23 protein-coding genes and 1 pseudogene are annotated in these 26,657 nt (G+C 66.4%); 15 read left to right on the top strand and 9 right to left on the bottom strand.

Annotated elements, in window-relative coordinates:
* Window positions 1–8 precede the first annotated feature (8 nt).
* The 4 genes and pseudogenes from RW112_RS06945 to RW112_RS06930 form a co-directional block, all read right to left on the bottom strand.
* Window positions 9–326 (bottom strand): hypothetical protein, encoded by a 318-nt coding sequence (locus tag RW112_RS06945; RefSeq protein WP_305943370.1) that lies wholly within the window; start codon window positions 324–326, stop codon window positions 9–11.
* A gap of 90 nt (window positions 327–416) precedes the next feature.
* Window positions 417–1,568 (bottom strand): GGDEF domain-containing protein, encoded by a 1,152-nt coding sequence (locus tag RW112_RS06940; protein ID WP_317781052.1) that lies wholly within the window; start codon window positions 1,566–1,568, stop codon window positions 417–419.
* A gap of 81 nt (window positions 1,569–1,649) precedes the next feature.
* Window positions 1,650–2,276: pseudogene (locus tag RW112_RS06935) on the bottom strand (response regulator).
* The gene (locus tag RW112_RS06930) at window positions 2,273–3,433 is read right to left on the bottom strand and encodes a sensor histidine kinase (protein WP_317781051.1); all 1,161 of its coding nucleotides are present in this window, start codon (window positions 3,431–3,433) and stop codon (window positions 2,273–2,275) included. Before RW112_RS06930 ends, RW112_RS06935 begins: the two are co-directional and overlap by 4 nt.
* Before the next feature lie 204 nt (window positions 3,434–3,637).
* Between RW112_RS06930 and RW112_RS06925 the strand changes: the two genes are divergently transcribed.
* Together RW112_RS06925 and RW112_RS06920 are read left to right on the top strand one after the other, a co-directional pair.
* Window positions 3,638–4,237: a heme-binding protein gene (locus RW112_RS06925; protein ID WP_317781050.1), complete on the top strand. Its 600-nt coding sequence runs from the start codon at window positions 3,638–3,640 to the stop codon at window positions 4,235–4,237.
* 10 nt (window positions 4,238–4,247) lie between these two features.
* The gene (locus RW112_RS06920; RefSeq protein WP_317781049.1) at window positions 4,248–5,009 is read left to right on the top strand and encodes an ankyrin repeat domain-containing protein; all 762 of its coding nucleotides are present in this window, start codon (window positions 4,248–4,250) and stop codon (window positions 5,007–5,009) included.
* Here the strand turns inward: RW112_RS06920 and RW112_RS06915 are convergent.
* The 3 genes from RW112_RS06915 to RW112_RS06905 all read right to left on the bottom strand — a co-directional run bounded on the left by RW112_RS06915 (window position 5,006) and on the right by RW112_RS06905 (window position 7,697).
* The gene (locus RW112_RS06915; protein WP_317781048.1) at window positions 5,006–6,202 is read right to left on the bottom strand and encodes an acetyl-CoA acetyltransferase; all 1,197 of its coding nucleotides are present in this window, start codon (window positions 6,200–6,202) and stop codon (window positions 5,006–5,008) included. The genes RW112_RS06920 and RW112_RS06915 overlap by 4 nt on opposite strands.
* Complete coding sequence (locus RW112_RS06910) at window positions 6,199–6,894, bottom strand: CoA transferase subunit B (protein ID WP_317781047.1); 696 nt, start codon at window positions 6,892–6,894, stop codon at window positions 6,199–6,201. Before RW112_RS06910 ends, RW112_RS06915 begins: the two co-directional genes overlap by 4 nt.
* 83 nt (window positions 6,895–6,977) lie before the next feature.
* Window positions 6,978–7,697 carry a CoA transferase subunit A gene (locus RW112_RS06905; RefSeq protein ID WP_317781046.1) on the bottom strand — a complete coding sequence of 240 codons (720 nt, stop codon included), beginning with the start codon at window positions 7,695–7,697 and terminating at the stop codon, window positions 6,978–6,980.
* A gap of 202 nt (window positions 7,698–7,899) precedes the next feature.
* Between RW112_RS06905 and RW112_RS06900 the strand changes: the two genes are divergently transcribed.
* Window positions 7,900–8,685, top strand: a complete 786-nt coding sequence (locus RW112_RS06900; protein ID WP_317781574.1) for an IclR family transcriptional regulator — start codon at window positions 7,900–7,902, stop codon at window positions 8,683–8,685.
* Window positions 8,686–8,905: 220 nt separating this feature from the next.
* Here RW112_RS06900 and nadE read toward each other — a convergent pair whose 3' ends face one another.
* Entirely contained in the window at window positions 8,906–9,727 is an 822-nt protein-coding gene (gene nadE / locus RW112_RS06895; RefSeq protein WP_317781045.1) for an ammonia-dependent NAD(+) synthetase, read from the bottom strand.
* A 64-nt stretch (window positions 9,728–9,791) separates the two neighbouring features.
* Window positions 9,792–10,868, bottom strand: coding sequence for a LacI family DNA-binding transcriptional regulator (locus RW112_RS06890; RefSeq protein ID WP_317781044.1), 1,077 nt, complete (start codon window positions 10,866–10,868; stop codon window positions 9,792–9,794).
* Between the two features lie 239 nt (window positions 10,869–11,107).
* Between RW112_RS06890 and RW112_RS06885 the strand changes: the two genes are divergently transcribed.
* The 12 genes from RW112_RS06885 to uidA all read left to right on the top strand — a co-directional run bounded on the left by RW112_RS06885 (window position 11,108) and on the right by uidA (window position 26,647).
* On the top strand, window positions 11,108–11,956 hold the full coding sequence (locus RW112_RS06885) for a sugar phosphate isomerase/epimerase family protein (protein ID WP_317781043.1): 849 nt from the start codon (window positions 11,108–11,110) through the stop codon (window positions 11,954–11,956).
* The gene (locus RW112_RS06880) at window positions 11,953–12,963 is read left to right on the top strand and encodes a Gfo/Idh/MocA family oxidoreductase (protein ID WP_317781042.1); all 1,011 of its coding nucleotides are present in this window, start codon (window positions 11,953–11,955) and stop codon (window positions 12,961–12,963) included. Before RW112_RS06885 ends, RW112_RS06880 begins: the two co-directional genes overlap by 4 nt.
* Window positions 12,964–13,195: 232 nt before the next feature.
* Window positions 13,196–14,719, top strand: coding sequence for an ABC transporter substrate-binding protein (locus RW112_RS06875; protein WP_317781041.1), 1,524 nt, complete (start codon window positions 13,196–13,198; stop codon window positions 14,717–14,719).
* 6 nt (window positions 14,720–14,725) lie between these two features.
* Window positions 14,726–15,667: an ABC transporter permease gene (locus RW112_RS06870; RefSeq protein WP_305943384.1), complete on the top strand. Its 942-nt coding sequence runs from the start codon at window positions 14,726–14,728 to the stop codon at window positions 15,665–15,667.
* Window positions 15,664–17,535 carry a dipeptide/oligopeptide/nickel ABC transporter permease/ATP-binding protein gene (locus RW112_RS06865; protein WP_317781040.1) on the top strand — a complete coding sequence of 624 codons (1,872 nt, stop codon included), beginning with the start codon at window positions 15,664–15,666 and terminating at the stop codon, window positions 17,533–17,535. The genes RW112_RS06870 and RW112_RS06865 overlap by 4 nt, the downstream gene beginning before the upstream one ends.
* Complete coding sequence (locus tag RW112_RS06860; RefSeq protein ID WP_411709869.1) at window positions 17,532–18,416, top strand: ATP-binding cassette domain-containing protein; 885 nt, start codon at window positions 17,532–17,534, stop codon at window positions 18,414–18,416. Before RW112_RS06865 ends, RW112_RS06860 begins: the two co-directional genes overlap by 4 nt.
* A 72-nt stretch (window positions 18,417–18,488) precedes the next feature.
* Window positions 18,489–19,325, top strand: coding sequence for a sugar phosphate isomerase/epimerase (locus RW112_RS06855; protein ID WP_317781039.1), 837 nt, complete (start codon window positions 18,489–18,491; stop codon window positions 19,323–19,325).
* Window positions 19,326–19,357: 32 nt separating this feature from the next.
* Entirely contained in the window at window positions 19,358–20,524 is a 1,167-nt protein-coding gene (locus RW112_RS06850; protein WP_317781038.1) for a Gfo/Idh/MocA family oxidoreductase, read from the top strand.
* A gap of 105 nt (window positions 20,525–20,629) precedes the next feature.
* Window positions 20,630–21,691, top strand: coding sequence for a LacI family DNA-binding transcriptional regulator (locus tag RW112_RS06845; protein WP_317781037.1), 1,062 nt, complete (start codon window positions 20,630–20,632; stop codon window positions 21,689–21,691).
* An 86-nt stretch (window positions 21,692–21,777) separates the two neighbouring features.
* Window positions 21,778–23,184, top strand: a complete 1,407-nt coding sequence (uxaC, locus tag RW112_RS06840; RefSeq protein ID WP_317781036.1) for a glucuronate isomerase — start codon at window positions 21,778–21,780, stop codon at window positions 23,182–23,184.
* 59 nt (window positions 23,185–23,243) lie between these two features.
* Window positions 23,244–24,623 carry a mannitol dehydrogenase family protein gene (locus RW112_RS06835; protein WP_317781572.1) on the top strand — a complete coding sequence of 460 codons (1,380 nt, stop codon included), beginning with the start codon at window positions 23,244–23,246 and terminating at the stop codon, window positions 24,621–24,623.
* A 209-nt stretch (window positions 24,624–24,832) separates the two neighbouring features.
* Window positions 24,833–26,647 (top strand): beta-glucuronidase, encoded by a 1,815-nt coding sequence (gene uidA, locus RW112_RS06830; protein ID WP_305943391.1) that lies wholly within the window; start codon window positions 24,833–24,835, stop codon window positions 26,645–26,647.
* The last annotated feature ends 10 nt before the right edge of the window (window positions 26,648–26,657 follow it).

The raw sequence follows: 26,657 nt of genomic DNA, 5'->3' as shown, positions 1-26,657 counted from the left end.
TCCTGCTCCTAGCTGTTATCCGGACTTTCTCCGGTGTCCTCCCACAGGACATCCAGATTGTGGAAGATCACGGGTCCGTCGCACAGTGCGGCCATCTTGGCCGCGAATTCCGACGTTTCCGGGCGCCCGGAATTTTCCATCGCCGAGTCAAAGGAATCGAAGTCGACGATGGTGAAATAGGTCCCCGGGCGGTCCCTGTCCGCCGTGGCCACAATGCGGCGGAACGTGGGCGCAGTGCTTCCCTCGGTTCTTGACGGACGGCCCAGCGCTTCGATTTCCTCGATGCGGGAGGTCTTGAATTCCATGATCTGAACAAACCCGGCCATAACGGCTCCTCGACGGCGGTGGACACTGATGCGGATCACCCTAGACCTGCCGGCGGGCGGCGCAAAGGGGAGAAGTGCCCTACTTGGGCCCTACGGCGTGTGGACTCCGCGGACAGTGCGGTTACGGCCCAGGGATTTGGCCCGGTACAGGGCGGCGTCCGCCGTCGCGATCAGTTCATCAAGGCCGGACGTTCCGCGGCCAATGGGGGCGATGCCGTAGCTGACGGTGGGCATCCGGGAACCGTCCGGACCGCGGACAGCCTTCAGATGCCGGTTGATCTCCTTCGTGATGGCTTCCGCCCGTTCCGGGCTCACCCCCGGCAGCAGGAAAATGAACTCCTCGCCGCCGTAACGGCCCACGAGGTCTGTTGACCGGACCGCGCCGTTGCACGCGGCGGCGAACGACTGCAGTGCCGCGTCCCCGGCAGCGTGGCCGTAGGTGTCGTTGACCGCCTTGAAATGGTCCAGGTCGGCCAGGATCAGGGACCCCAATGCCCGGGTGTGCCGCAGCCGCTGCAGCTCCCCTGAGGCGAGGTCCAGGAAAGCAGCCCTGTTGAGCAGTCCCGTGAGGCCGTCCTGGGTGGCCACGGCCCGGAGCGCGCGTGTCTGCTGTTCACTGCTGAGGGCGGCCATGCTGAAAGACACCACCACCAGCAGCACCATGGTGACCAGGGTAGTGACGGCAGAGCCGAAATACGTGACGAAGACGGGCCCGTCCGGTCCTTCAGCGAGGTAAACGACCAGGCGGCAGACGTAGTAGAACGAGAAGAAAGCAGCGGCGATGGCCAGCGGGATGCGGACCCTTGAGTAGCCCGGCTCCAGCTGCCAGAGTTCGCGCGACGCCAGGCCCAGCATCAGGGCCATCAGGGCAAGGAAGACGGCGCCTCCGGCCCAGATGTTCGTACCGGGGTTCTCCAGGGCCGAGGAGACTGTGACCACGGCCGGTCCCGCCGCCAGCTGCCAGGCGCGCGGCCGTGATGCCCGCAACGACCGGGCACCGGCCCAGACGCAGGCTCCGCCGGCCACCAGCAAACAATTCCCCAGCGGATTGGCCCACACCTGGTGCGGCGTTCCGTTGAGGAGATAGGACGCGGAACCGGCGAGGAACAGCGTCAGGGCCACACACCACCAGGCGCTGTAAGGCGATCGCGTGCTGCGGTACGCGGCAAAGTAGAACAGCAGCGCCAATGTGAAGGCGACAATGGCGAAGGCAACCCTGAGGGTTAACGTGTCGAGTTGCATTCAGTTCCCCCGGCTCGCAACGAAGCGAGGTCCCGGACGGCACGCGGCCCGGGACACTACGCAGACTTAGTATCGCATCCGCTAGCGCATCCCTTCGCGCCGGATTGCCGTGGCGATCGCGGCGGCACGGGTTTCCACTCCGAGCTTGGCGTAGATGTGGGCCAGGTGCGTCTTCACCGTGGCTTCGGAGATAAACAGCCGCTGGCCGAGCTCCCTGTTGCTGAGCCCTTCAATCAGCAGGCTCAGCAGTTCAGCCTCGCGCGGAGTCAGGACCTCATCCGGGCTCCGCAGCTGCTGGAAGAGCCGCGATGCCACCGGAGCGCTCATGACGCTTTTGCCCTGGACCGCGCCCCGGATCGCGGCGAAGATCTCCTCCGGTGCCGCGTCCTAGAGCAGGTAACCCATGGCGCCGGCGTCCACGGCCCTGACGATGTCCGCATCCGAGTCATAGGTGGTGAACACCAGCACGGCCTGCCTGGCGTTGCGGCGGCGCAGCTGTTTGATGGCCTCGATTCCGTCCATGCCGGCACCCATGGCCAGGTCCATCACCACCACAGCCGGGCTGAGCTGCTCCGCCAGGGCCAGACCCTCCTCGCCGGAGGCCGCCTCCGCCACCACCTCGATGTCCGGCTGCGTTCCCAGCAGCGCCTTGAGCCCGCTGCGGACCACCAAATGGTCATCCACCAGCAGTACGGTGATGCCGTTCATTGGTCCTCCCCGGTAGGCAGTTGCGCGGCCACGATCGTCCCTTCCCCGGGGGCGCTTTCCACCGAAAACACCCCGCCCAATTGCTCCACCCTCTGGCGCATGGCCCGGAGTCCGTAGCCTCCGGCGTCCGACGGCGGCGCCAGCGACAGCGGGTCGAAACCGGCGCCGTCGTCGAACACGTCCAAGGTGACGGCTCCGGGCAGGAATCCCAGCGTCACCGTGGCGTTAGCCGCCGCTGCGTGCAGCTTCGTGTTCGCGGCGGCACTCTGGACCACGCGGAGCAGGGCATGCCGGACATCCGCGGGGACGGGGCGCGGCTCACCGGTCACCAGCAGGCGGATACCCGGTATGTATTGTGATGCCGCCTGGAGGAGGGCATCCGGCAGCGGCGCGGCGTCCAGCCCCGGGGAGGCCAGCTCGTGGACCAGGCTCCGGGTATCGGCAAGGTTGCGGCGCAGCATCCCGCTGGCACTGAGGACGTCCTCCCGCGCGGCCGGACTGGGCCACGACCTGTTGGCGGCCTCCAGCAGGAGCAGGCTGCTGGCCAGGCCTTGCGTCACGGTGTCGTGGATTTCCCGCGACACCCGCTCACGTTCCTCGACCGTGCCGGCCCGGCGCTCGCTGGCCGCCAGCCGTCCCTGTGCTAGCGACACCTCGGAATGGAGGCGGCGCTGCTCCGCGGCGTCCTGCTCGATCCTGTCGTAGATCAGCGTCAGCATGACGCCCACGGCAAGGGGTCCCAGGAGCATGGCCACATCGCTGCCGCCGCTGAGCCGGAACAGCCCGACGGCGGTGGCTGCCGCCGTCGCGCCTCCCGCCAGGTACGCCACCCAGCCGCTGAAGGCCGTCCTGCACAGGAAGAACACGGCAAACGAGCACCACGCAAAGCTGGGCGCCGCGATCACCAGCACCGCCCACAATGCCACCAGCGCGAACATCCACACCGCCCACGGCCGGCGGCGCTGCGAAAGCACGGCGATGACGGCATAGAGCGAACACACGGCCGCGGCGAGGGCCAGCACCCACAGGTTGTCCGCGGGGCTGTGGCGCATAACGTAACGGACTGCCGACGCCACCAGCAGCACGGCAAAACCACAATGGACGACGGCGTCAATGCGGCCCAGCGGCGTCCGAGGGGCTGGCGGTAAGGAGGGCATGGGGGTCCGGTTCCGGTGGAGGAGTTCTATCCACCATGCTAGGGCCCGCGCCGTTGCTGGTCTCTCAGACTTTTGGCTGATACCTCCAGCCCGATGGGTGAGGCTTCGGCAGACCAATGCCCGATGCCGGCGGGGCCCCGGGCCGAAAGGATGGATTCGAGCCCGGGACGTGAGTCCGGGCAGTCCCCAATTCCGAGGAGAACCGTGAAGAAGTCCACTAAGATCGCCGCCGCCGCGGCCGCCGGAGCGCTGCTCCTGACCGGAGGCCTGACGGCCGCGGCCAATGCGGGAACCACAGCCGCCGCCCCGGCGGGAGTCGCCGCCGTCGAGCCCGCAGCGGTGCCCGCCGTCGATGTCCAGCCGGCGCCCGAAACGGTGGTGGCGCAGAACCGGATCAGCGTTGGTGCCTCCGCCGAAGCCGTCAAGGCTGCCCTCGCCAAGTGCCAGGCCGACAAAGTGCCGTTCGTGACCGTGGCCCTGGTGGACCGGTTCGGCACCGTGCAGGCGCTCCTCCGCGGCGACAACGCCGCTGAACACACCATTGAGGCGGCGCAGCAGAAGGCCTACACCGCAGCCGCCTTCGGCACGCCCACCAGCGAACTGGCCAAGCGCATCAACGGGAACGGCCCCAGCATCGCCGATCTTCCCGGCACACTCTTCCTGGCCGGCGGCGTCCCGCTCAAGGTCAACGGGGTGTCCGTGGCCGGCATCGGTGTGGGCGGCGCACCGGACGGCGCCCTGGACGAAGCCTGCGCCACCGCCGGAGCCGAGGCCGTCGCCGCTGCGGCCGGAACCGCGAAGTAGGCTCAGGTTCATGGTGCGGTTCAGGACGTGGCACAGGTGGGGGCTGCTTCCGGCGGCCGCCTGCATGGCTGGTTGCCTGGCTGCCTGCCAGGCGGGCCCGGGGCAGCCGGAGCCGCTGGACTCCCCGCCGTCGACCGTTCACGTCAGTACCGCACCGGTGACGGAAACGGCCACCGCGACCCGTCCGGCGTTAACCCCCGAGGCCCGGGCGGAGCTCGACCAGCGGCTGATCCGGGCCGCCAAAGCCAATGATGCCGGCGCCGTGTCGGAACTGATCAGCGCCGGCGGCGACGTCAATGCCAAGGACGCCATCCACGACTCGGCATTCCTCTATGCCGGGGCAGAGGGGTTCAACGAGGTGCTTCAGTTGACGCTGTCTGCCGGCGCGGACGTGCGCAGCACCAACCGCTTCGGCGGCACGGCGCTCATCCCCGCCAGCGAACACGGCCACGTGGAAACTGTACGGATCCTCATCGCCGCCGGCGTGCCGGTGAACCATGTCAACAACCTGGGCTGGACCGCCCTGCAGGAAGCCATCCTGCTCAACGACGGCGGGCCAAGGCAGCAGGACGTGGTCCGGTTGCTGCTCGAAGCCGGCGCTGACCCCGGCATCCGCGATCCGCAGGGCCGCACCGCGCTGGAGAACGCGGACCGGCTGGGGTTCACCGGGATCGCGGCCCTGATCCGGGGGGCGCTAACCCAACTGAGTAGCAGCAGGTGTCATTTTGAGGGTTCAAAACGACACCTGCTGCTATTTACATGGGTGGGTTAGACGGCTTCGAGCACGCTGACGTAGTTGGCGATGCCCACGCCGCCCATGTTCTGCACGGCCGCGCGGCGCGGATTGGCGAGCTGCATGTCGCCCGCGGTGCCGGTGAGCTGCATGGCCGCGATGACGTGCTGTGAGACGCCGGTGGCGCCGACGGGGTGGCCCTTGGCCTTGAGTCCGCCGGAGACGTTGATGGGCAGCTTGCCGTCCTTAAAGACCCAGCCTTCCTGCACGGCCCGGGTGCCCTGGCCCGGTTCTGTCAGCCCCATCGCCTCGTACATGAGCAGTTCGGCGATGGTGAAGCAGTCGTGCACTTCGGCGAAGTCCAGGTCCTCAAGCCCGACGCCGGCCATCCCGAGCGCACGCTGCCAGGAGGTCCGCGTCGCGTTGAAGGCGGTGGGGTCGCGGCGCTCGGTGGGGAAAAAATCGTTCGCGTGGCCGAATCCGGCGAGCCGCACCGGGGCGGTTGCCCCGCCGGTGGGCGAGAGGGAAAGCACGACGGCGGCGGCGCCGTCGGACACGGGGGAGCAGTCGGTGCGGCGCAGCGGATCGGCCACCATCGGGTTCTTGTCCGAGACGGTCCGGCAGAACTCCTCACCGAGATCCTTGCGGAGCTGTGCATAGGGGTTGTCCACGCCGTTGCGGTGGTTCTTCGCGGCGATGGTGCCCAGCACGTCCGAGAGGTTCCCTGCGCCAGCGCCGTAGCGCTTCTCGTAGTGCTTGGCCACCTCGGCAAAGAGCCCGGTGAAACCGGTGGTGGAGGCCTTGCCGGCCATGTCGTAGTCCGCTCCCAGCAGGGCCGCGCCCACAACGTCGGCGCCGGCGTGGGTCATCTTCTCGGCACCGATGACCAGGACGGTCTTCGCGGTGCCGGCCAGCAGGGACTTGGTGCCCTGCTGGAAGGCGGCCGAGCCGGACGCGCAGGCATTCTCCACCCGTGTGGACGGGACGTTGGCCAGTTGCTCCGAGACCTGCAAGGCCAGCGAGGACGGGAACGCCAGCGGCATCATGCCGGAGTTGAACTGGCCGAGGTAGATTTCGTCGATCTGTCCCGGCTCGATCCCGGCGTTGATGATGGCCTCGCCGGCCACCTGCACGATCAGGGACTCAAGGGTCTCGTCCGTGAGCTTGCCGAAGCGGCTGTGGCCCCAGCCGGTGAGCAGGACGTCCTTGCCGAACTGGTCTTTCAGGCTCATGCTGTGGCTCCTTCCAGAGCGGGGGTCGAGTCGTTCCCGAGGGCGACGACGAAATCGGCTTCGGTCTTTTCGCGGATCTCATCAACGGTGACGCCGGGCGCGAGGCGGGTCAGGGTGAGCTGCCGGCCGCCTGTTTCTTGTTCATCCTTCACCAGGTCAAAGACCGCGAGGTCGCTGATGATCCGGTCCACGCAGCTCAGCCCGGTGAGCGGCAGGGTGCACTCGGTGACGATCTTCGCCGTGCCGTCCTTGGCGTTGTGTTCGGTGAGGACCACCACGCGCGGGGTACCGGCCACGAGGTCCATGGCGCCGCCCATGCCCTTGACCATCTTGCCGGGGATGGTCCAGTTGGCGAGGTCGCCGCTGCCGGAGACCTGCATGGCGCCCAGGATGGCGACCTTCACGTGGCCGCCGCGGATCATGCCGAAGGACGTGGCGGAGTCGAAGATGCTGCCGCCGGGCAACACCGTAACGGTCTGCTTGCCGGCGTTGATGAGGTCCGCGTCCTCCTCGCCCTCGTAAGGGAAGGGGCCCATGCCGAGCAGGCCGTTCTCACTCTGCAGGACCACACGGACGCCGTCGGGCAGGTTGTTGGCCACCAGCGTGGGGATGCCGATGCCGAGGTTGACGTAGTCGCCGTCGTTCAGTTCTTCGGCCGCGATGGCAGCCATTTCATCCCTGGTCCAGGCCATGGGGTTCTCCTTGGGTTCGTGAAATCTGGGGGCTTAAGTGTTCGTTCGCGCTTGGTGGGGGTGCGACGCCGGGGGAGCTTGGCTTAGGCGGGGACGGGAGCCGCGGCGCGGGGGCGTACCGTGCGCTGCTCGATGTCCTTGACCCTGCCGCTGGCCTGCACCAGGCGCTGCACGAAAACGCCGGGGGTCACGATGTGGTTGGGGTCCAGCCGGCCCGGCTCCACGATCACTTCGGCTTCGGCGACAGTCACCGCGCCCGCCGTTGCCACCACGGGGTTGAAGTTGCGGGCGGTATAGCGGTAGATCAGGTTGCCGTCCATATCTGCGGTGTGCGCGCGGACCAGTGCGACGTCGGCCAGGATGGCGCGCTCCTGAACGTACGTTTCGCCGTCGAACTCCGCCAGCGGCTTGCCCTCTGCGACGAGGGTGCCCACGCCCGTCTTGGTGTAGAACGCCGGGATGCCGGCACCGCCGGCGCGGAGGCGCTCGGCGAGCGTGCCCTGGGGGGTGAATTCGACCTCGAGTTTGCCGGCAAGGTACTGCTCGGCGAAGAGCTTGTTCTCGCCCACATAGGAGGCGATCACCTTGCGGACCTGGCCGGACTCGATCAGCACACCAAGGCCCTTGCCGTCCACGCCCATGTTGTTGGACACCACGGTGAGGTCTTTGACGCCGGAATCCCGAACGGCCTCGATCAGGTCGGCCGGGATGCCGCTGAGGCCGAAGCCTCCGACCGCGAGCGTCATGCCGTCCCGCAACACGTCCTGCAGCGCGGCGGCCGCACCGGATTTCACCTTTGACATTGCATCTCCTCGTTGAGCTTTTGTCTGTCATCCACTTTGTGGACTGATCGTCTGGTCTTGGAGCCTACGGTGCGTCTTCTGCGCATGTCAACGGGGAGTTCCGGGCTTATATATGGCCTTTTTACAGTGTGGACGGTAACCTTTTATGTGTCCACAATATGGATACTTTAGGCAAAACTGACAAAAGAACTTGAGGTGGATGATGACGTCACAACCGGTCCAGGGCGCACAGGTGGTCAGCCGCGTCGCGTCGCTGCTGCGCATCGTCGGACGGAAACCGGAAGGCTCACCGCTGGTTGAACTGGTCCGGGAGTCCGGCCTCACCCGGCCTACTGTCCACCGGCTGCTGAGCTCGCTGGCCTCTGAAGGGCTCCTGGACCAGGACCCGCAGAGCGGCAACTGGGTGCTGGGCCCGGAGATCCTGCTGATGGGTTCCGTTGCCTCAGCCCGTTTTCCGCTGGAAGACATTGCGCGCCCCAGCCTGCGCCGGCTGGCTGAAGAAACCGGGGAAAGCGCCTTCTTCTCCATCCGCCGCGGTGCGGAAACGGTGTGCCTGCTCCGCGAAGAAGGCAGCTTTCCGGTGCGGTCCTTTGTGCTCCATGAGGGCGTCCGGTTCCCGCTGGGCGTGGCGTCCGCAGGAACCGCGATCATGGCATTCCTGCCGGAGGCCGAGCAGGAGGAACTGTTCGCAGGCTGGGCCGAGCATGCTGGCCGGTTCGCGGCGGCCCACACCGAGGCCCTGGTCCGGGAGAACCTGGCCAGGACCCGGCAAGCCGGATATTCGGTGAACCCCGGGCTGGTGCTCGAGGGAAGCTGGGGGTTGGGCGCAGCGGTCTTCGATCAGCGCGGGCGCCCCGCCTGGGCGTTGTCGCTGACCGGGATTGAACCGCGCTTCCGCGGAGACCGGCAGGAAACCCTGGGCCGCCTCCTGATGGAAGAGGCGCACCGGATCTCCACCCTGCTGACGCGGTCACCGGGCGGCGCCTAGGGGTTTGGAGAGGAACCGGCGACGGCGGGAGCTGGTCCTGTCCGGCGGAGCCAACCGGCCGCCGTGGGGCACATTGACACGGACACGCCGGCATTTGGGGCCGGAAAGGGCCAGCCAACGTTCAAAGTGCCCCGGTTTGGCCCGCCGCCGGCCGAAGCGCAGTGCCGCAGGGGGCTTCAGCGCGGGCGCCGCCCGGCCGGGCGGCACCCCCAATCCAGGGCTATTTCCACCACGTGTCGAAGATGGTGACCGGGACCGTGCGCTTGTGGCGTGTGCGGAGGTACTTCTGCTCGATCGACTCGGCAACGGCGTCCGGGACGTCGCGGCCTTCGAGGTAGTCGTCGATCTGGTCGTACTTCAGGCCCAGTTCGTCCTCGTCGGTGCGGCCGGGTTTGCCGTCCAGGAGGTCGGCCGTGGGGACCTTTTCCCAGATGCGGGCAGGAGCGCCGAGCTCCGCAAGGAGTGCCCGGTTCTGGCGCTTGTTCAGCCCGAACAGCGGCAGGATGTCAGCGCCGCCGTCGCCGTACTTGGTGAAAAAGCCGGTGACGGATTCGGCGCCGTGGTCCGTGCCGATGACCAGGTAGTTGTGCTCGCCGGCGAGGGCGTACTGCGCGATCATGCGGGTGCGGGCCTTGGTGTTGCCCTTGTGGAAGTCGGAGATGCCGTTGCCCACGGTCTTCTCGAATTCGTCCTCGAAGCCGTCCACCGCTGCGGAGATGTTGAACGTCCACTCTGTCTTGGCCTTGATGAAGTCCAGGGCGGCCTGGGCATCGTCCTCATCATGCTGCACGCCGTACGGAAGGCGGACCGCCACAAAATTGGCTTCCGTTCCTTCTGCCTCGAGCTCTTCGACGGCAAGCTGCGCAAGCCTGCCCGCGAGCGAAGAATCCAGGCCCCCGGAGATGCCCAGAACAAAGCCCTTGGTGCCCGTTGCCTTGAGGTATTCCTTCAGGAAGGTGACGCGTTTGCGCACCTCCCCGGCGGGGTCGATCCGGGGCTGGACGCCCATTTCTTCAATGATCCTGGCCTGGAGTTCGCGCATGTGATCCAGACTAGTCAGCAGTGTCAACCATGCTCAACTGTGTCCGCCTGAATCAGGCAGGGAATTACGCCGTACCGGGCGCCTGCGGCCCCGCATCCGCCGTACCGGCCGCCTGAGGACCCGACGACGGCGCGGGCCCGGTGGAGCCGCGGACGGTGAGGTGGGTGGGCATCACGGACCGGCTCCGGGTGCCGCCGCCGGCCAGCGGGTTCAGCTGGGCCAGCAGCATGGACACGGCCACGCGGCCGGCCTGTTCGATCGGGGACGCCATGGTGGACAGCGGCGGATTGCAGAAGTCGGCACCGAAGATGTCGTCGCACCCCACAATGCTCATGTCTTCCGGAACCCGGATCCCGCGTTCGCGCAGCCGCTGGAGCATGCCGATGGCAATGAGGTCGTTGAACGCGATGCAGGCCGTCACCCCGCTGTGCACGGCGGCGTCCGCGGCGGCTGCGCCCGACTGCGTCTTGGGGGCGAACGGTCCCAGCCGGCGCACTTCCACGCCGCGCTCCTCGGCTGCGGCCGACAGGGCGATCCAGCGGCGTTCGCTGGACTGGGACGAGGGCGGCCCGGCCATGTAGGCGATGCGGGTATGGCCCAGCGAGATGAGGTGGTCCAGGGCCTGGCTGGTGGCGGACGGGGTGTCGATGAGGACTGCGGGGACACCGGGGACGTCACGGTTGATGGTGACCATGGGCATCTTTGCCGCAGCCGCGAGCAGAGCCTCGTCACTTAGCCGGGAGGCCGCCACCACGATGCCGTCCGCACTCTTGCGCAGCTGCTCCATGGTGCTTGCTTCCACTTCGTCGGATTCCTCCGTGTCCACCAGCAGCTGGGTGTAGCCGGCCGCCTTGAGCTGGAGCTGGGTGCCCCTGATGAGGTCGAAATAAAAGGGGTTGGTGATGTCCGGGACAAGCACTCCCACCGCGCCGGTGCGGCCTGAACTCAGCGCCTTTGCCTGGCTGTTGGGAATGTAGTGCAGCTGCGCCGCGGCCGCCTCGATCCGCTGGCGCGTCCTGATATTGACCCTGTCCGGAGTGGAAAGCGCCCGGGAAACGGTGGAGGCCGCCACACCGCAGAGCGCCGCGATGTCGTGGATGGTGGGCGGGCGGTCCACTGCTGCTGGTTGCGTCGTAGCCACGGCGCTCCTCTCTGAACGTGGTGGCCGGGCCGTGACGGCCGGGTCGGTTGAACAGGACTGTGACTGCCGACACAGATCCGCTCTGCCAAGAATGCCACAGATTGTCAAAGAATGGCAACCGGTTGTCATCAGCCGCCGCGCTGGCTAAACTGGGCGGGACACCGTTTGTGAACTGCGTCACCGCGCTGGAGCCGAATGAGGGCTGCCCGCGCGGCGGCCGCGAAACCCAGGAGATCCGCGTGAGCGAAACAACAACCGCAGTCTGGCCGCTCTCAGGCTTCGGCGATGAAATTGATCCGGACCCGGTAGTGCAGGCCGCCGTTCTGCTGGCCCTGGGCGCCAGCCACATCGAGGTGCGCAGCGCCTGGGGCACCAATGTTTCCGAGCTGGAACCGCAGCAGGTTGCCACGCTCAAGGACATCCTCGACGAAAAGGGCTTCAAGGTGTCCGCAGTGGCCAGCCCCATCGGCAAGGTGGACGTGAGCCTGCCGGTGGAACACGAGCTGCAGCGCCTCCGCCAGATCATCTCCGTGGCCAAGGGCCTCGACACCAAGTACATCCGGATCTTCTCCTTCTACCGCGCGGACGGCCGGTGCGCTGAAGACATCCGTGACGACGTCATGGCCCGCATGGGTGCGCTGGCAGCGCTGGCTGACGAGTCCGGCGTCGTACTTTTGCATGAAAACGAAAAGGGCATCTACGGTGACACCCCCGAGCGCGTCCTGGACATCATGACGACGGTGGACTCCCCGGCGCTGCGCATAGCCTGGGACAACGCCAACTTTGTGCAGGTGGGCGTCAAGCCCTACACCGACGGCTACGCGATGCTGCGGCCGTACCTCGAGTACTTCCAGGTCAAGGATGCGCTGTCCACCACCGGCGAAGTGGTGCCCTCCGGCGAAGGCGACGGCGAACTGGACGCCACCATCGCCGCCCTGAAGGCGGACGGCTTTAAGGGCTTCGCCTCGCTGGAACCGCACCTGGCCAGCGCCCATGAACTGGGCGGCTTCTCGGGGCCGGTGGCCTTCGGCATCGCGGCCCGGGCCTTTGCCGCGCTGGCCGCGAAGAACGGCGTTGAACTCTCTTGAGTACGACGGCGGCGGTCATCGGCTGCGGCGACGTTTCCGCCGTGCACTTCGAGGCGGTGGCAAAGCTCGACGGCGCCACGCTGGTTGCGGTCTGTGATGCGGACCCGGGGCGGCTGGCGGCCGCGGTGGCCGCCTACGGCGTCCCCGGCTTCGCCGATCACTTGAGCCTGATCGACGCCGTGCGGCCGGACGTGGTGCATATCTGTACCCCGCATGACCAGCACGCCTCGCTGGCTGCGGACTGCCTGGAACGCGGCGTCAACGTCATTGTGGAGAAGCCCCTGGCGCACACCCTGGCCGAAGGTGCGCGGCTGGTTGAAGCCGCCTCGGCCGGCAGCGCGAAAATCGCCGTGTGCTTCCAGAACCGGTACAACGCAACGTCGCAGGCCATGCATGCCCTGCTGCAATCCGGCGAGCTGGGGTCCGTGGTGGGTGCGTCCGCAACCGTGCTGTGGCAGCGCTCGGCCGAGTACTACCAAAGCCGGCCGTGGCGCGGCACCTGGGCCGCTGGCGGCGGCGGGCTGATGATGAACCAGGCCATCCACACAGTGGACCTGCTCCAATGGCTGGTGGGGGACGTGGTGGCGGTCAGCGGCAACGCTTCCACGCGGTTCCTGGGCGAAACGATCGAGGTGGAGGACACCGCGGAATTCGTGGCGGAGCACGCCAATGGTGCCCGGAGCGCGTTCTATGCCACCCTGGCCAACGCGTTCAACGCACCCGTGACACTCGACGTCGTCACTGAGAAGGCGGTGCTGAGCCTGCGCGGCGACCTTACCGTCACCCATGAGGACGGACGGATCGACGTCATTCCGGAGCGCAGGAGCGACTCCGGGGGCAGGTCCTACTGGGGTGTCTCGCACGAGCTGCTGATCAACGACTTCTACGCCCGGCTGGACGACGCGGAACCGTTCTGGATCAGCCCTGCGGAGGCGGAAAAGTCGCTGCGCATCATCAAGGACGTCTACCGGCAGAGCTACCCCGAGGCTGTCGACCACGTGTCTTGAGGCGCGCCGCAAACCGTTTGTAAGGGGCCCACGATCGCAACCGGTTGTATGCCGAAAAACCTCTTAGAACGTTTCATTTCTGAACACCACGCGGCAACATTGCAACATCTTTGACAATCGGTTGCCAAACAAAGCAACAATGCGTACTCTGAATCTCACACGGCCGGTGTGGTCCACGCCACACCGGCTTCATTCTGCAAGTCCCACGTTCCACAGATCCAAGGAGCCAACAATGAAGTTAGGTCCCAAGGCGGCAGCAACCGCCCTCACAGTCAGCGCCGCGCTCGCACTGACCGCTTGCGGCGGCACCGCAAACTCCGGCCCGGCCGCAGCTGCTGCCACTGCCCTGACCATCGGAACCATCCAGGACGTACGGTCCTGGGATCCTGCCCAGGCACATGTTGGCCACGTTTTGCAGCCCTACCAGGCCGTCTACGACACGCTGATCCTGCGCGAACCGGACGGAAAGCTCAGCCCTATGCTGGCGACCGAATGGAAGTACAACGAGGCCAACACCAAGCTCACGGTTGACCTGCGCACCGACGTCACTTTCAGCGACGGCGCCAAGTTCGACGCCGAGGCTGCCAAGGCCAACATGGACCACTTCAAGAAGGCCAACGGCCCGCAGATGGCCCAGCTCGCGTCGGTCTCCGATGTTGCCGTTGTGGATGCGGACACCATCGACATCAACCTCTCCACGCCGGACCCGGCACTGGAGTACTTCCTCAGCCAGGCCGCCGGCCTGATGGGCAGCCCTAAAGCCCTCGGCTCCGAAGGCATCAAGACCGAGCCAGCAGGCTCGGGCCCGTATGTCATGGACAAGGCCGCGTCGGTCAAGGACTCCCAGACCGTGTTCAATGCGCGCAAGGACTACTGGAACAAGGACCTGCAGAAATACCAGAAGCTCACGTTCAAGATCCTGGCGGATATCACGGCGCGCACCAACGCCCTGGTCTCCGGCCAGGTCGACGCCACCATCCTGGATCCCAAGACGGGCAAGCAGGCCGAGGGCGCCAAGATGAAGCTCGCCGCCAACGAGGTGGACTGGCAGGGGCTGCTGCTGCTGGACCGCGACGGCGCCAAGAACCCGGCACTGAAGGACGTCAAGGTCCGCCAGGCCATCAACTACGCCTTCGACCGCAAGACCATCCTGGACCAGGTCATGCTCGGCCAGGGCACTCCCACGTCACAGCCGTTCGGCAAGGCCAGCGGAGCCTGGACCGAAGAGCTGGAAAACCACTACAGCTACGATCCGGCGAAGGCCAAGCAGCTCCTCAAGGAAGCCGGCTACGAAAACGGCCTCACGCTGGAAATTCCGGCCGTCCCTAACTTCGAAACCCAGATCTCCGTGGTGAAGCAGCAGCTGGCTGACGTCGGCATCATGCTCAACGTCGGTGCTGCGCTGACCAACACGTTCACCTCCGATGTGGCCGCGCAGAAGTACACCACCATGTACTTCTCCCTCTTCCAGGGCGAGCCCACGGTTGCCATCAACCAGATCATCTCCACCAAGGCGCTCTACAACCCGTTCAAGAACGCCAACCCGGAGCTGGTCGCCAAGATCGAGGCCGTGCGCGGCGGCGGAGCCGACGCCGGAAAGCTGGCCCAGGACGTCAACAAGTACGTGGTGGAGCAGGCCTGGTTCGCACCGCTGTTCCGCGTCAACCAGATGTACTACCACAACTCCAAGGTTGACGTGACGCCGCAGATCCAGCAGGCCGTCCCGTCCATCTACAACTACTCACCCGCCAAGTAGGACACCATGATCAGGTTCATTGCGAAAAGGCTGGGCAGCGGGGTGGTGGTGCTGTTTGTTGTCTCGGCACTCACTTTCTTCCTGCTGTACATGTCCAGCGGCAGCATCGCCCGGAACATCCTGGGCGATCAGGCCACCGCTGAACAGGTGGCTTTGAAGGAACAGGAACTGGGGCTGGACCAGCCCCTCGTTGTCCGCTACTTCGCGTGGGTGGGTGATGCGCTGACGGGGAACCTTGGTGCCTCATGGTTCACCTCCGAACCGGTGGCCAACTCCCTGGCCAGCCGGATTCCGGTCACCATGACCATGGTCTTCACCGCAATGATCCTGATCGCCATCTGTGCCGCACTCATCGGTGTGGCCGCCGCAGTCAAGCGCGGCTGGGTGGACAGGGCGGTCCAGGTTGGCGCCATCATCGGCGACTCCGTCCCGGGGTTCGTCATCGGCGTCATCCTGGTCACCGTCCTGGCCATCCAGCTGGGCCTCTTCCCGGCAACCAGCACCATCTCGCCGGACTCCGGCGCGGACGCGTGGGTCTATTCGATGTCCCTGCCGGTGATCGCCCTGCTGATCAACGGCGTCACCGGCGGCGCGCAGCAAATCCGCAGCGCCGTCATCAAACAGCTTGAGCGCGACTACGTCCGAACCCTGCGCAGCCGGGGCATCGGAGAGCGCGAGATCCTGTTCAAGCACGTGCTGCGCAGCTCCGCCCCGGCCGGCCTGACAGTGCTGAGCCTGCAGCTGATCGGCATGCTGGGCGGCGTGGTGATCATCGAGCAGATCTTTGCCCTCCCGGGCATGGGACCGCTGGCGGTCACGGCAACCACCCAGACGGATCTTCCGGTGGTGATGGGCGTCGTGATGTACACGGTGGTCGTCGTCATCGTGGTGAACCTGCTGGTGGACATCCTTAATGGCTGGCTCAATCCGAAAGTGCGTGTGTCATGAGCGATTCTGTAGAAACGGCCGCGGTCACCGCAGCTGCCTCCCCGATGCAGGCCGGCCAAGCCGGCACGGTGGTCCGCTCCAACGTCTTCAAGCGCCTGGTCAGGAACCCTCTCGGCATCGCTGCGCTGCTGATCCTTCTGACCATCTCCCTGCTCGCACTCCTTGCCCCCGTCCTGGCGCCGTTCGATGAGAATTACGCGAACATTGCCAAGACCCTGGCGGCGCCCGACTCGGTGAACATCCTCGGCACGGACAGTGCAGGCCGCGATGTCTGGAGCCGCCTGCTCTTCGGTGCACAGCTGACGCTGCTGTCGGCTTTGCTCTGTGCCGGCGTCGCCATCGCCATCGGCCTGCCGTCCGGGCTGATCGCCGGCTACTACTCCGGCACGTTCGAGGCCGTCTCCAACTGGGTTGTCAGCATCACCATGAGCCTTCCCGGCCTCATTGTGCTCCTCACCATCCGGGCCGCCTTCGGCCCCTCGGTCTGGATCTCGATGATTGCCTTCGGCATCCTCATCAGCCCGGCGTATTTCCGGCTGACGCGCACCGCCGTCCAGTCCGTCCGTAACGAGCTCTACGTTGACGCCGCCCGGGTGTCCGGGCTTTCGGACTGGAGCATCATCGCCCGCCACATCTTCTCCGTGGTCCGCGCCCCGATCATCATCCAGACCGCTGCCATTGCCGGTGTGGCCATCGCCATCCAGTCCGGGCTCGAGTTCCTGGGCCTGGGCGATCCTTCCAAAGCGACCTGGGGCGTGATGCTCTCCGAGGGCTTCAAGAACGTCTACCTGACTCCCACCCTGCTCTTCTGGCCCGCCCTCGCCATGGCACTCACCATCGGCGGCCTGGTTTTGCTGGGCAACGCCATCCGCGATGCCCTGGAGGACGGCGAAAAGATCAAGCACCGCAAGAAAAAGGCAGTGCCCGGCCCGGGCAGCGACAAGCGTACGACGGCGGCATCCGCCCCGGTGCGCCCGTCTCGCAAGGCGGCGGTTGCCGCCGTGGACGCCGGCACAGAGCACCACCTGGTGAAGGTGACCAATCTCGGCGTCGGCTATCCGCAGGCTGACGGTTCCATCAAAAAGGTGGTGGACGACGTGTCCTTCCACGTGGACCGCGGCGAGATCCTTGGCATCGTGGGCGAGTCCGGCTCCGGCAAGTCCCAGACAGCCTTCTCCATCCTGGGCCTGCTTCCGGACAACGCCCGCATCGTGGCCGGCTCCATCCAGTTTGACGGCAGCTACACCGTGGCCCCGGGCGACGAACGCGTCAACCAGGCGCGGCTGTCCATGCTGCGCGGCAAGCGGATTTCCTACATTCCGCAGGAACCCATGAGCAACCTGGACCCCGCCTTCACCATCGGCTACCAACTGGTCACGCCCATGGTGCGGGTGCTCGGCATCAGCAAGGACGAAGCCCGCAAGCGGGCGCTAAAGCTCCTGGCCGACGTCGGCATCGCCAATCCGGAACGGACCTTCAATGCCTACCCGCATGAAGTCTCCGGCGGGATGGCCCAGCGCGTGCTGATCGCCGGCGCCATCAGCTGCGAACCGGACCTGGTCATCGCGGACGAGCCCACCACAGCCCTGGACGTCACGGTGCAGGCGGACGTGCTGGACCTCCTGCGCGAACTCCAGCAGCGCCTGAACATCGGCGTGATCCTGGTGACCCACAATTTCGGGGTGGTGGCGGACCTCTGCGACAGGGTTGCCGTCATGCAGAACGGCCGGCTCGTGGAGGAGGGCTCCGTCCGCGACATCCTCCGCAACCCGAAAGAGCGGTACACGCAGACCCTCCTGGCCTCCATGCTTGAAGGCAAAACCCCCATGTCCATGCTTGTATCCAGCCAGAAGGAGCCGGTCGCGTGAGCACTGTGGAAGTCAAGGAAACCACCCCGCTCCTGAGGGTGGACAATCTGGTGGTGGAATACCCCAGCAAGAAGTTCCGGGCCAAGCCGTTCCGGGCCCTGACGGGCATCAACATCACCATCGGCCAGGGTGAGACCCTCGGCCTGGTGGGGGAATCGGGTTCCGGAAAGACCACCCTTGGCCGGGCCGTCCTGGGCCTTGCCCCCGTGACGGGCGGCAAGATCATGTTTGAAGGCAAGGACATCAGCCACGCCACGCGCAGGCAGCGGCGCACCCTGAGCCGGGACCTCCAGGTCGTCTTCCAGGACCCCTACACCTCGCTGAACCCGGCACTGGAAATCGGCGACATCCTCGCCGAACCGCTGGGCGTGCAGGGCATGGAACAGTCGGCGGCGAAGAAACGGGTCCGTGAACTGCTGGACCAGGTGGGACTGCCCTCGGACGCCGTCCACCGCCTGCCCCGGGAGTTCAGCGGCGGCCAGCGGCAGCGTGTCGCGATCGCCCGGGCCCTGGCCCTCTCGCCCAAACTGATCGTCTGCGACGAACCCGTCAGTGCCTTGGACCTGTCCACCCAGGCGCGTGTCCTGGACCTGTTCCTGCAGATCCAGAAGGACACCGGCGTGTCCTACCTTTTCGTCTCCCACGACCTGGACGTCGTACGGCACATCAGCCACCGCGTTGCCGTGATGTACCACGGCGAGATCGTGGAACAGGGTCCGGCCGACGTCGTCACCCGGGACCCGGAACACCCCTACACCCAGCGGCTCCTGCTGGCGTCCCCGGTGCCCGACCCGGACCGCCAGGAACAGCGCCGGGCGGACCGCCACCGGCTACTGGAAATCCAGCGGCAGCAGCTGGAACAGGCCGGCGCCCCCGCCTAAGGGCGGGTACCGGACGCAACACAACACGCATAACTACGGAGGAACACAGTGGCCAAAATAGGCGTACAAGCGATGATGCTGAAAGGCAGCTTCAGCGAACTCGGGGCGTTCGAAACGCTCCGCAAGGTCAGCGCGATCGGTTACAACGCCGTCGAGATTTCCCAGATCCCGATGACCCCGGAGAACGTTGCCGAGCTGGACCGCTCCCGGAGCGAACTGGGCATGGACATTGCGGCACTGTCCGTGGCGATGGAAACCCCCAAAGGCATGCCGGCCGATTCGCTGAAGGACGATTTTGACAAGATCGTTGACGACGCGAAGCGGCTGGACAGCAGGCTCCTGCGTATCGGCATGCTGCCGTTCCCGGCCATGAAGTCGATCGGTGCCGTGGTGGATTTCGCCAAGCAGGCCAACGAATACGCCGAGCGCCTTCAGGAACAGGGACTGGGCCTGTACTACCACAACCACCACATCGAGTTCGCGAAGTTCGACGGCAAGTACATGCTGGACGTCATCGCCGAGAACTCCCCGGCCATGGGCATGGAAATCGACGTGCACTGGGTGCAGCGCGGCGGGCTGGACCCGGTCCGCACTTTGGAAAAGTACGCCGGCCGCACCGCCATGGTCCACCTGAAGGACTACAGGATCGGCCAGCTGCCGGAAGCCTCCTTCGGGATGCTGGAAAGCGGCGACTTCGCGGGCTTCATGGCGGAGTTCCGGAACGTGGTGCAGTTCGCCGAAGTGGGCGAAGGCAACCTGGACTTCCCCGCCATCATCCCGGCCGCGGAGGCTGCCGGCGCCCGGTACATGCTGGTGGAGCAGGACGAACTGTACGGGCGCACCGTCTGGGACGCCCTGCAGACCTCCTATGACAACCTGACTGCCATGGGCCACTCGAACCTTTTCTAGATCCGCCACCACTGACAACGGAGAATCAGCACATGAGCAAGAAAGTACGCCTCGGCATCATCGGCCTGGGCCAGCAGGGCGGCGCCTACGCCAGGTTCATCACGGACGGACTGGTCCCGAACATGGAAATCGGCGCCATCTGCGACACCGATCCCGCGAAGAAGGAACTCGCCGCGGCCACCTACCCGGACGCGCCGTTCTACGACGACTACATCGCCATGCTGGAAAGCGGCGACGTGGACGCCGTCGTGACCTGCGTGCCGCACTTCCTGCACCCGGAAATGGGCATCGAAACGCTCAAGCGGAACGTACACGCCCTCGTGGAGAAGCCGGCCGGCGTGTACACGAAGCAGGTCAAGGAGCTCAACGAGTTTGCCGCAAGCAAGCCCGAGCTGTCCTTCGCCATCATGTTCAACCAGCGCAACAACCCGCTCTACCGGAAGCTGAAGGAAATCGTCGAGAACGGCGAGATCGGCGCCATCCGGCGCACCAACTGGATCATCACCAACTGGTGGCGTCCGCAGGGGTACTACAACTCCAGCGAATGGCGCGCCACGTGGGGCGGCGAAGGCGGCGGCGTACTGGTCAACCAGGCTCCGCACCAGCTGGACCTGTGGCAGTGGATCTGCGGCGTGCCCAAGTCGGTCTACTCCAAGGTTGCCTACGGCTTCCGCCGTGACATCGCCGTGGAGGATGAAGTCACCGCGGTAGTGGACTACGGCAACGGCGCCACGGGCGTCTTTGTCACCGCCACGCACGACATCGTGGGAACCGACCGCTTCGAGATCCTGGGCGACCAGGGCAAGATCGTCGTCGAAAATTCCAAGACCGCCACCGTGACCCGCCTGAAGAAGCCCGAGCGCGAACTCAGCGACGCCATGGACATGAACGATGTCCGCAAGCTTTTCATGGGCGAGCTGAACCCGGCGGAGTACTACACCACCGAAGTCATCGAGTTTGAGTCCGCGTGGGGTGCGCAGCACTCCGGCGTCCTGGAGAACTTTGCCGCCAACATCCTGGACGGCACGCCGCTCCTGGCCCCGGGTTCGGACGGCATCAACGGCGTCCGCCTGGCCAACGCCATCCACCTCTCCAGCTGGACCGGCACCGAGGTGGGCCTGGACTTCGACGAGGACGTGTTCCTGGCCGAGCTGAACAAGCGCATCGCGGACGAGGGCAAGTTCGCCGAGCGCAGCTAGCCCCTTGCCACCAGGCCCAACTGGGTAGCAGCAGGTGTCGTTTTGGGCGCCCAAATCGACACCTGCTGCGACCTAGTTGGGCTGTTTCATCGTTAGGATGGGGCGGTGACTGAACCCAAGACGCCGGACGCCGCCGCACCAGCCAGTCCGGCCAAAAAGCACGCCCGCGACGGAAAATCCAACGCCACGATCTACGACATTGCCAAGGTTGCCGGCGTCAATCCGTCCACGGTTTCCCGGGCGCTCAGCAAGCCGGGCCGGGTCAGCGCCAAGACGCAGAAACTCGTCGAGGACGCCGCCGCCGAGCTGAACTACCAGGTCAACCCGTTCGCCCGCGCCCTGCCCACCGGCCGCACCAACACGTTCGGCCTGATTGTCGCGGACATCACCAACCCCACGTTCTTCGACATCATCCGCGGGGCGCAAACCACCGCCACGCTGCGCGACTACACCCTGGTGCTGGCCGAATCCGCCGAGTCCGGGGTTACCGAGCTCACTGCGGCCCGCCGGATGATGGCCACCGTTGACGGCCTCATCCTGGCCAGCCCGCGCATGGATGACGACGACATCCGCGCCCTGGCCCGGGACAAGCCCGTGGTGGTCATCAACCGCGAGGTGGACGGCGTTCCGTGCGTGGTGCCCGACGTCAACAAGGGCATCAGCGAGGCAGTGCGCAGCCTGGCCGCCAACGGCCACCACAAGGTTGCCTTTGTTGCCGGGCCGCCGCAGTCCTGGATGTCCGCCCGGCGCTGGGAAGGCGTGCAGGCCGCCTGTGAATGGTCCCGGCTTGAAGCCGTACGGCTGGAATCGAGCAAACCCACGGTCGACGGCGGCAGGCAGGTGGCGCGCGACGTCCGGGCCAGCGGGGCGACGGCAGTGCTGACGTACAACGACCTCCTGGCGATCGGGCTCATGCAGGAACTCCAGGCCGCGGGCCTGGTGGTGCCGGACCAGATCAGCATCGTGGGCTTCGACGACATCTTCGGCGCGGATTTCACGACGCCGCCGCTCACCACCGTGCGGTCGCCGCTGGGGGAGTGCGGCTCGGGCGCCACCACCCTGCTGCTTGACCTCCTGCATGGTACGGGGGAGCCGGCGGGCACCCTGCGGGTCGAAACGGAGCTGGTGCTGCGGGGCTCGAGCGGACGGCTCCTTCCCGCGGGCTGAGTCGCGACCCCCATCCCACCCGCAACTTAATGGCAATTAATGGCAACCGGTTGACAAAGGCCTAAGGCAGGCCGGACCATTGATCTATGTCACAGTCGATTGCCGCCAACCCAGACCGGCTCCTGCCCGCGGATCCCGGAACGCGCAGCATTGCGCGCGACCTCCTGCAGCGCGTCCAGGACCTCCCCATCATTTCCCCGCACGGGCACGTTGACGCCGCAGTCATCGAGCACAACACCCCCTTCCCGGACCCGGCAGCGCTGCTGGTCAGCCCGGACCACTACGTCACCCGCCTGATCCACGCCAGCGGCGTCCCCCTGGACCGGCTCCGGCCCTCCAGCACCACCCAGCCGGACTCCCGCGCCGTCTGGCACGAGTTCTGCAAGGCCTGGCCCTTGTTTGAAGGAACCGCTTCCGGCTACTGGCTCCGCACCCAGTTCAGCAGCGTCTTCGGCCTGGCGCAGGAGATCAGCGCCGAGACCGCCGATGCCAGCTACGACGCCATATCCGCCAAGCTGCTGGAGCCCGGCTTCCGCCCCCGCCAGCTGTTCAAGGACTTCAACATCGAGGTCCTGGCCACCACGGACGATCCCCTGGACAGCCTGGCCAGCCACAAGGCCATCGCCCAGGACCCCACGTTCCACGGACGGGTCCTGCCCACGTTCCGCCCTGACGCCTACCTGAACATCGCGCACCCCGAGTGGTCCGCGAATGTTGACCGGCTCATCGCGGCAGCGGGCGACGGCGCCAGCGGCTATGCCGGCTACATCACTGCGCTGGAGAACCGGCGTCGTTATTTCGTGGAACACGGCGCGGTGTCCGCGGACCACGGGGTCCGCACGCCCGCCACGCTCAAGCTCGACGCCGGCGATGCGGCGAAGCTGTTTGAGCGTGCCCGCTCGGGCCAGGCGACGGCGCAGGACCGCGAGGATTTCGAAGCCCACATGATGTACCAGATGGCGCGGATGTCCGTGGAGGACGGCCTCGTCATGACCATCCACCCGGGCTCCTACCGCAACCACCACGAGCCCACCTTCAACGCCTACGGCGCCGACACCGGCCACGACATCCCGTTCGCCGTCAACTACACCGAGGCTATCCGCCCGCTGCTGCAGGACTTCGGCACCGCCAAGGACTTCCACCTGGTGCTCTTCACCCTGGACGAGACCGTGTTCTCCCGCGAACTGGCACCGCTGGCAGGCTTCTACCCGTCCGTCTACCTGGGCGCCCCGTGGTGGTTCCTGGACGCACCGGACGCCATGCTGCGCTTCCGCTCGGCCGTCACCGAGACCGCCGGCTTCTCCCGCTCGTCCGGGTTCATCGACGACACCCGCGCCTTCTGCTCCATCCCCGCCCGCCACGACGCCTCCCGCCGGATCGAGGCCTCCTTCCTGGCCCGCCTCGTGGCCGAGCACCGTGTCAGCGAAGAGCGCGCCCACGAACTGATCGTGGACATCGTGGACGGCTCTCCCCGGAAGGTCTTCAAACTGTGAGCATCGACCTGCAACCTGAAGATGCCGGAAAAGCAGAGCCCGCTGTGGAACTTCCCCGGATGAACCGCCGCCTGCGCCCGTCGGCAAAGGCTCCCGTGCGCATCGTGCACCTGGGGCTGGGCGCCTTCCACCGCTCGCACCAGGCCTGGTACACCCACCAGGCGGGCGACGCCGCGGACTGGGGGATCGCCGCCTTCACCGGCCGCCGCCCCGACGCCGCCCTCGCCCTGGCTGAACAGGACGGCCTGTACACCGTGGTGGAACGGGCCGATGCCGGTGACTCGTTCACCGTTGTCAGCAGCATCGTGGAAGCGGTGGACGGTGCCGACGTCCAGCGGCTGACGGAGCTGCTCGCGGCTCCCGCCACCGCCGTCGTCACCCTGACCATCACCGAAGCCGCTTACCGGCTCGGCGCCGACGGGCAGCTGGACCGAAAGGCGCACGACGTCGTCGCGGACCTTGCGCTGCTGGCCTCAGGAGACGGACAGCCGGCGACGCCGCTGGGCCGGCTGGTGCTTGCCCTCGCCGCCCGCCGGGCGGCTGCGGCGGGACCGCTGGCCGTGGTCTGCTGCGACAACCTCTCCAACAACGGCACCGTGGCGCACCATGCAGTGGTGGGCATGGCAGGGGCCTGGGACGCGGACCTCGCCGACTGGATCGACGCCAACGTCAGCTTCGTCAGCACCTCGGTGGACCGCATCACGCCGCGCACCACGGAGGCGGACATCGCCGCCGTGCAGGCCGCGTGCGGCTACGGGGACAATTCCTCCGTGGTGGCCGAACCGTTCTCCAACTGGGTGCTCAGCGGTGAGTTCCCCGCCGGACGCCCGCAGTGGGAAGACGCCGGCGCGGTCTTCGTGGCAGACATCGAGCCGTACGAAAACCGCAAACTGTGGCTCCTGAACGGCGCGCACTCGCTCCTGGCCTACGCGGGCCAGCTCCGCGGCCACGCCACCGTGGCCCAGGCACTGGCGGACCCGCTGTGCCTGCGGGCCGTTGAAAGCTTCTGGGACGAGGCCGAGGCGAACCTTTCCGGCACGGAGGGGACCGCAGACCTGCAGATCCCCGAGTACCGGCGCGCGCTGCTGGCACGCTTCAGCAATGCCCGGATTGCCCACCACCTCGCGCAGATCGCCATGGACGGCAGCACCAAGCTGCGGATGCGCGCCGTTCCGGTGCTGCAGGCCGAACGTGCCGCGGGCAGGTCCGGTGCGGCTGCCGCGCTGATGATTGCCGCCTGGATGGACTACAGCGCTGCCGCGGCGGAGCTCCAGGATCCGCTGGCCAGCCAGGTGGCAGAAGCCAACCACCTCAGCGGTACGGACCGGATCCGTGCCCTGCTGGCGCTGGTGGATCCGAACCTGGCCGGGGACGCCGCCGTCGTGGCCCTGGTCGAAGACCTGTGCGGAACGTTCGGGGAGCGGGCTGTCTCCCCCTAGCGTCCTCCGCACACGCGCTGCCGCCCGGCTCCCGCATCGAGGGGGCCGGGCAGCAGTGTTTTCAATGAACTTTCAACGATTTTATGGCAACCGCTTGCCATTTGATTGCCAAGTGACTAGGATTACAACAAGAGCAAAACCGGCGCCACCCCCGGTCTCCAGATTCCTCCTCCCGGCACAGCCCGCAAAGACGCGATAGGAACCCCCAGATGCTGAAGCCCCAATCCAGCGAAACGCGCGAATTGGTCAACCTTGACGGCCTCTACGCGTTCAAGGTTGACTTCGACCGCGCCGGCCACCGGGAGGAATGGTTCAGGGCACCCCTGGACACCGGACTCGAAATGGGCGTCCCCGCCAGCTACAACGACGTCTTCCCGGACAAGGCCATCCGTGACCACGTGGGCTACGTCTGGTACCAACGCGAAGTCCGCGTCCCGCGCGGCTGGGCGGGGGAGCGCATCCACGTGCGACTCGACTCGGCCACGCACGAAGGCATGGTGTGGGTGGATGAAATCCTCGTGGCGCAGCACACGGGCGGCTACATGCCTTTCAGCGTGGACATCACGGACCACGTCACCCCGGGCAAGGCGTTCCGCCTCACCATCTCGGTCAACAACGAACTCACCCAGGCCACCATCCCGCCCGGCAGCATCACCGTCACCGAAGACGGCCGCCGGCAGCAGTCCTACCTGCACGATTTCTACAACTACGCCGGCCTGCACCGCAGCGTCTGGCTGTACAGCACCCCGGCCGTCACCGTGGACGACATCACCGTGGTCACCGGCTTTGACGGCGCCACCGGCACGGTGGACTACACCGTCGCCACCGCAGGCGGCAGCGGCACCGAAACGGTGACCGTCACGCTCAACGATGCCGACGGCGTCGAAGTGGCCGCCGCGGACGGCGCCACCGGCGCACTGGTGATCAACGACGTCGTACTCTGGCGGCCCGGCGCAGCCTACCTTTACAGCCTCACCGTCCGGGTCCGCGACGGCGGACGCCTGCTGGACAGCTACACACTGCCGGTCGGGGTCCGGACAGTGGAGGTGCGCGGCAAGGAATTCCTCATTAACGGCGAGCCGTTCTACTTCACCGGCTTCGGCATGCACGAGGACCACGTCACGGTCGGCAAGGGCCACAGCAACGCCCAGATGGTCAATGACTTCCAGCTCCTGGACTGGGTGGGCGCCAATTCCTTCCGGACCTCGCACTACCCGTACGCCGAGGAAGTCATGGAGTTCGCCGACCGGCACGGCATTGTGGTCATCGACGAAACGGCAGCGGTGGGGCTCCACCTCGGCTTCGGTGCAGTGTTCGGCGGCATCGCGAAGAAGACCTACGAGGACGGCGGCGTGGACGCCAACACCGCGGCCAACCACCGGCAGGCGATCACCGAGCTCGTGGCCCGGGACAAGAACCACCCCTCGGTGGTCCTCTGGTCCATCGCCAATGAACCCAACGGCTCCGAGGAAGGGGCCCGCGAATACTTCCAGCCGCTGGCGGAACTCACCCGCGAACTGGACCCCACCCGCCCTGTCGGCTACGTCAACGTCATGTTCGACACCCCGGACAAGGAACTCCTCGGAGACCTCTTCGACGTCATCATGCTCAACCGCTACTACGGCTGGTACCTGAACAACGGGGACCTCGAAACAGCGGAGCAGGTCCTGGAAAAGGAACTGCGCGAATGGGAAGCGAAATACGGCAAGCCCATGATCATGACCGAGTACGGGCCGGACACCATGCCCGGCTTCCACTCCATTTACGAGCAGCCCTGGAGCGAGGAATACCAGGCCGCCTTCCTGGCCATGTACCACCGGGTCTTCGACCGCGTGGACGCCATGGCCGGCGAGCAGGTGTGGAATTTCGCCGACTTCCAGACGTCCAACGGCATCATGCGCGTGGACGGCAACAAGAAGGGCGTCTTCACCCGCGACCGCCGGCCCAAACCGGCCGCTTTCGCCCTGCGCCAGCGGTGGACCGCACTGGCCGGCACGAAGAACGGCAGCACTGCCACCCCCTAGCACGTGACCA

The organism is Arthrobacter sp. B10-11, from assembly GCF_033142195.1.
Lineage (GTDB): Bacteria > Actinomycetota > Actinomycetes > Actinomycetales > Micrococcaceae > Arthrobacter > Arthrobacter oryzae_C.
Note: the sequence above shows the minus strand (reverse complement) of the source record. Positions and strands in the feature narration are given on the sequence as shown.

What these genes read in the sequence shown, in the direction of transcription:
- RW112_RS06900 (WP_317781574.1), top strand. Translation starts at nt 7,900, where the DNA reads ATGACGTCACAACCGGTCCAGGGCGCACAGGTGGTCAGCCGCGTCGCG.
- uxaC (WP_317781036.1), top strand. Translation starts at nt 21,778, where the DNA reads ATGTCACAGTCGATTGCCGCCAACCCAGACCGGCTCCTGCCCGCGGAT.
- RW112_RS06870 (WP_305943384.1), top strand. Translation starts at nt 14,726, where the DNA reads ATGATCAGGTTCATTGCGAAAAGGCTGGGCAGCGGGGTGGTGGTGCTG.
- RW112_RS06910 (WP_317781047.1), bottom strand. Translation starts at nt 6,894, where the DNA reads ATGGCCTGGACCAGGGATGAAATGGCTGCCATCGCGGCCGAAGAACTG.
- nadE (WP_317781045.1), bottom strand. Translation starts at nt 9,727, where the DNA reads ATGCGCGAACTCCAGGCCAGGATCATTGAAGAAATGGGCGTCCAGCCC.
- RW112_RS06855 (WP_317781039.1), top strand. Translation starts at nt 18,489, where the DNA reads ATGATGCTGAAAGGCAGCTTCAGCGAACTCGGGGCGTTCGAAACGCTC.
- RW112_RS06915 (WP_317781048.1), bottom strand. Translation starts at nt 6,202, where the DNA reads ATGAGCCTGAAAGACCAGTTCGGCAAGGACGTCCTGCTCACCGGCTGG.
- RW112_RS06875 (WP_317781041.1), top strand. Translation starts at nt 13,196, where the DNA reads ATGAAGTTAGGTCCCAAGGCGGCAGCAACCGCCCTCACAGTCAGCGCC.
- RW112_RS06930 (WP_317781051.1), bottom strand. Translation starts at nt 3,433, where the DNA reads ATGCCCTCCTTACCGCCAGCCCCTCGGACGCCGCTGGGCCGCATTGAC.
- RW112_RS06850 (WP_317781038.1), top strand. Translation starts at nt 19,358, where the DNA reads ATGAGCAAGAAAGTACGCCTCGGCATCATCGGCCTGGGCCAGCAGGGC.
- RW112_RS06920 (WP_317781049.1), top strand. Translation starts at nt 4,248, where the DNA reads ATGGTGCGGTTCAGGACGTGGCACAGGTGGGGGCTGCTTCCGGCGGCC.
- RW112_RS06905 (WP_317781046.1), bottom strand. Translation starts at nt 7,697, where the DNA reads ATGTCAAAGGTGAAATCCGGTGCGGCCGCCGCGCTGCAGGACGTGTTG.
- uidA (WP_305943391.1), top strand. Translation starts at nt 24,833, where the DNA reads ATGCTGAAGCCCCAATCCAGCGAAACGCGCGAATTGGTCAACCTTGAC.
- RW112_RS06940 (WP_317781052.1), bottom strand. Translation starts at nt 1,568, where the DNA reads ATGCAACTCGACACGTTAACCCTCAGGGTTGCCTTCGCCATTGTCGCC.
- RW112_RS06945 (WP_305943370.1), bottom strand. Translation starts at nt 326, where the DNA reads ATGGCCGGGTTTGTTCAGATCATGGAATTCAAGACCTCCCGCATCGAG.
- RW112_RS06835 (WP_317781572.1), top strand. Translation starts at nt 23,244, where the DNA reads ATGAACCGCCGCCTGCGCCCGTCGGCAAAGGCTCCCGTGCGCATCGTG.
- RW112_RS06865 (WP_317781040.1), top strand. Translation starts at nt 15,664, where the DNA reads ATGAGCGATTCTGTAGAAACGGCCGCGGTCACCGCAGCTGCCTCCCCG.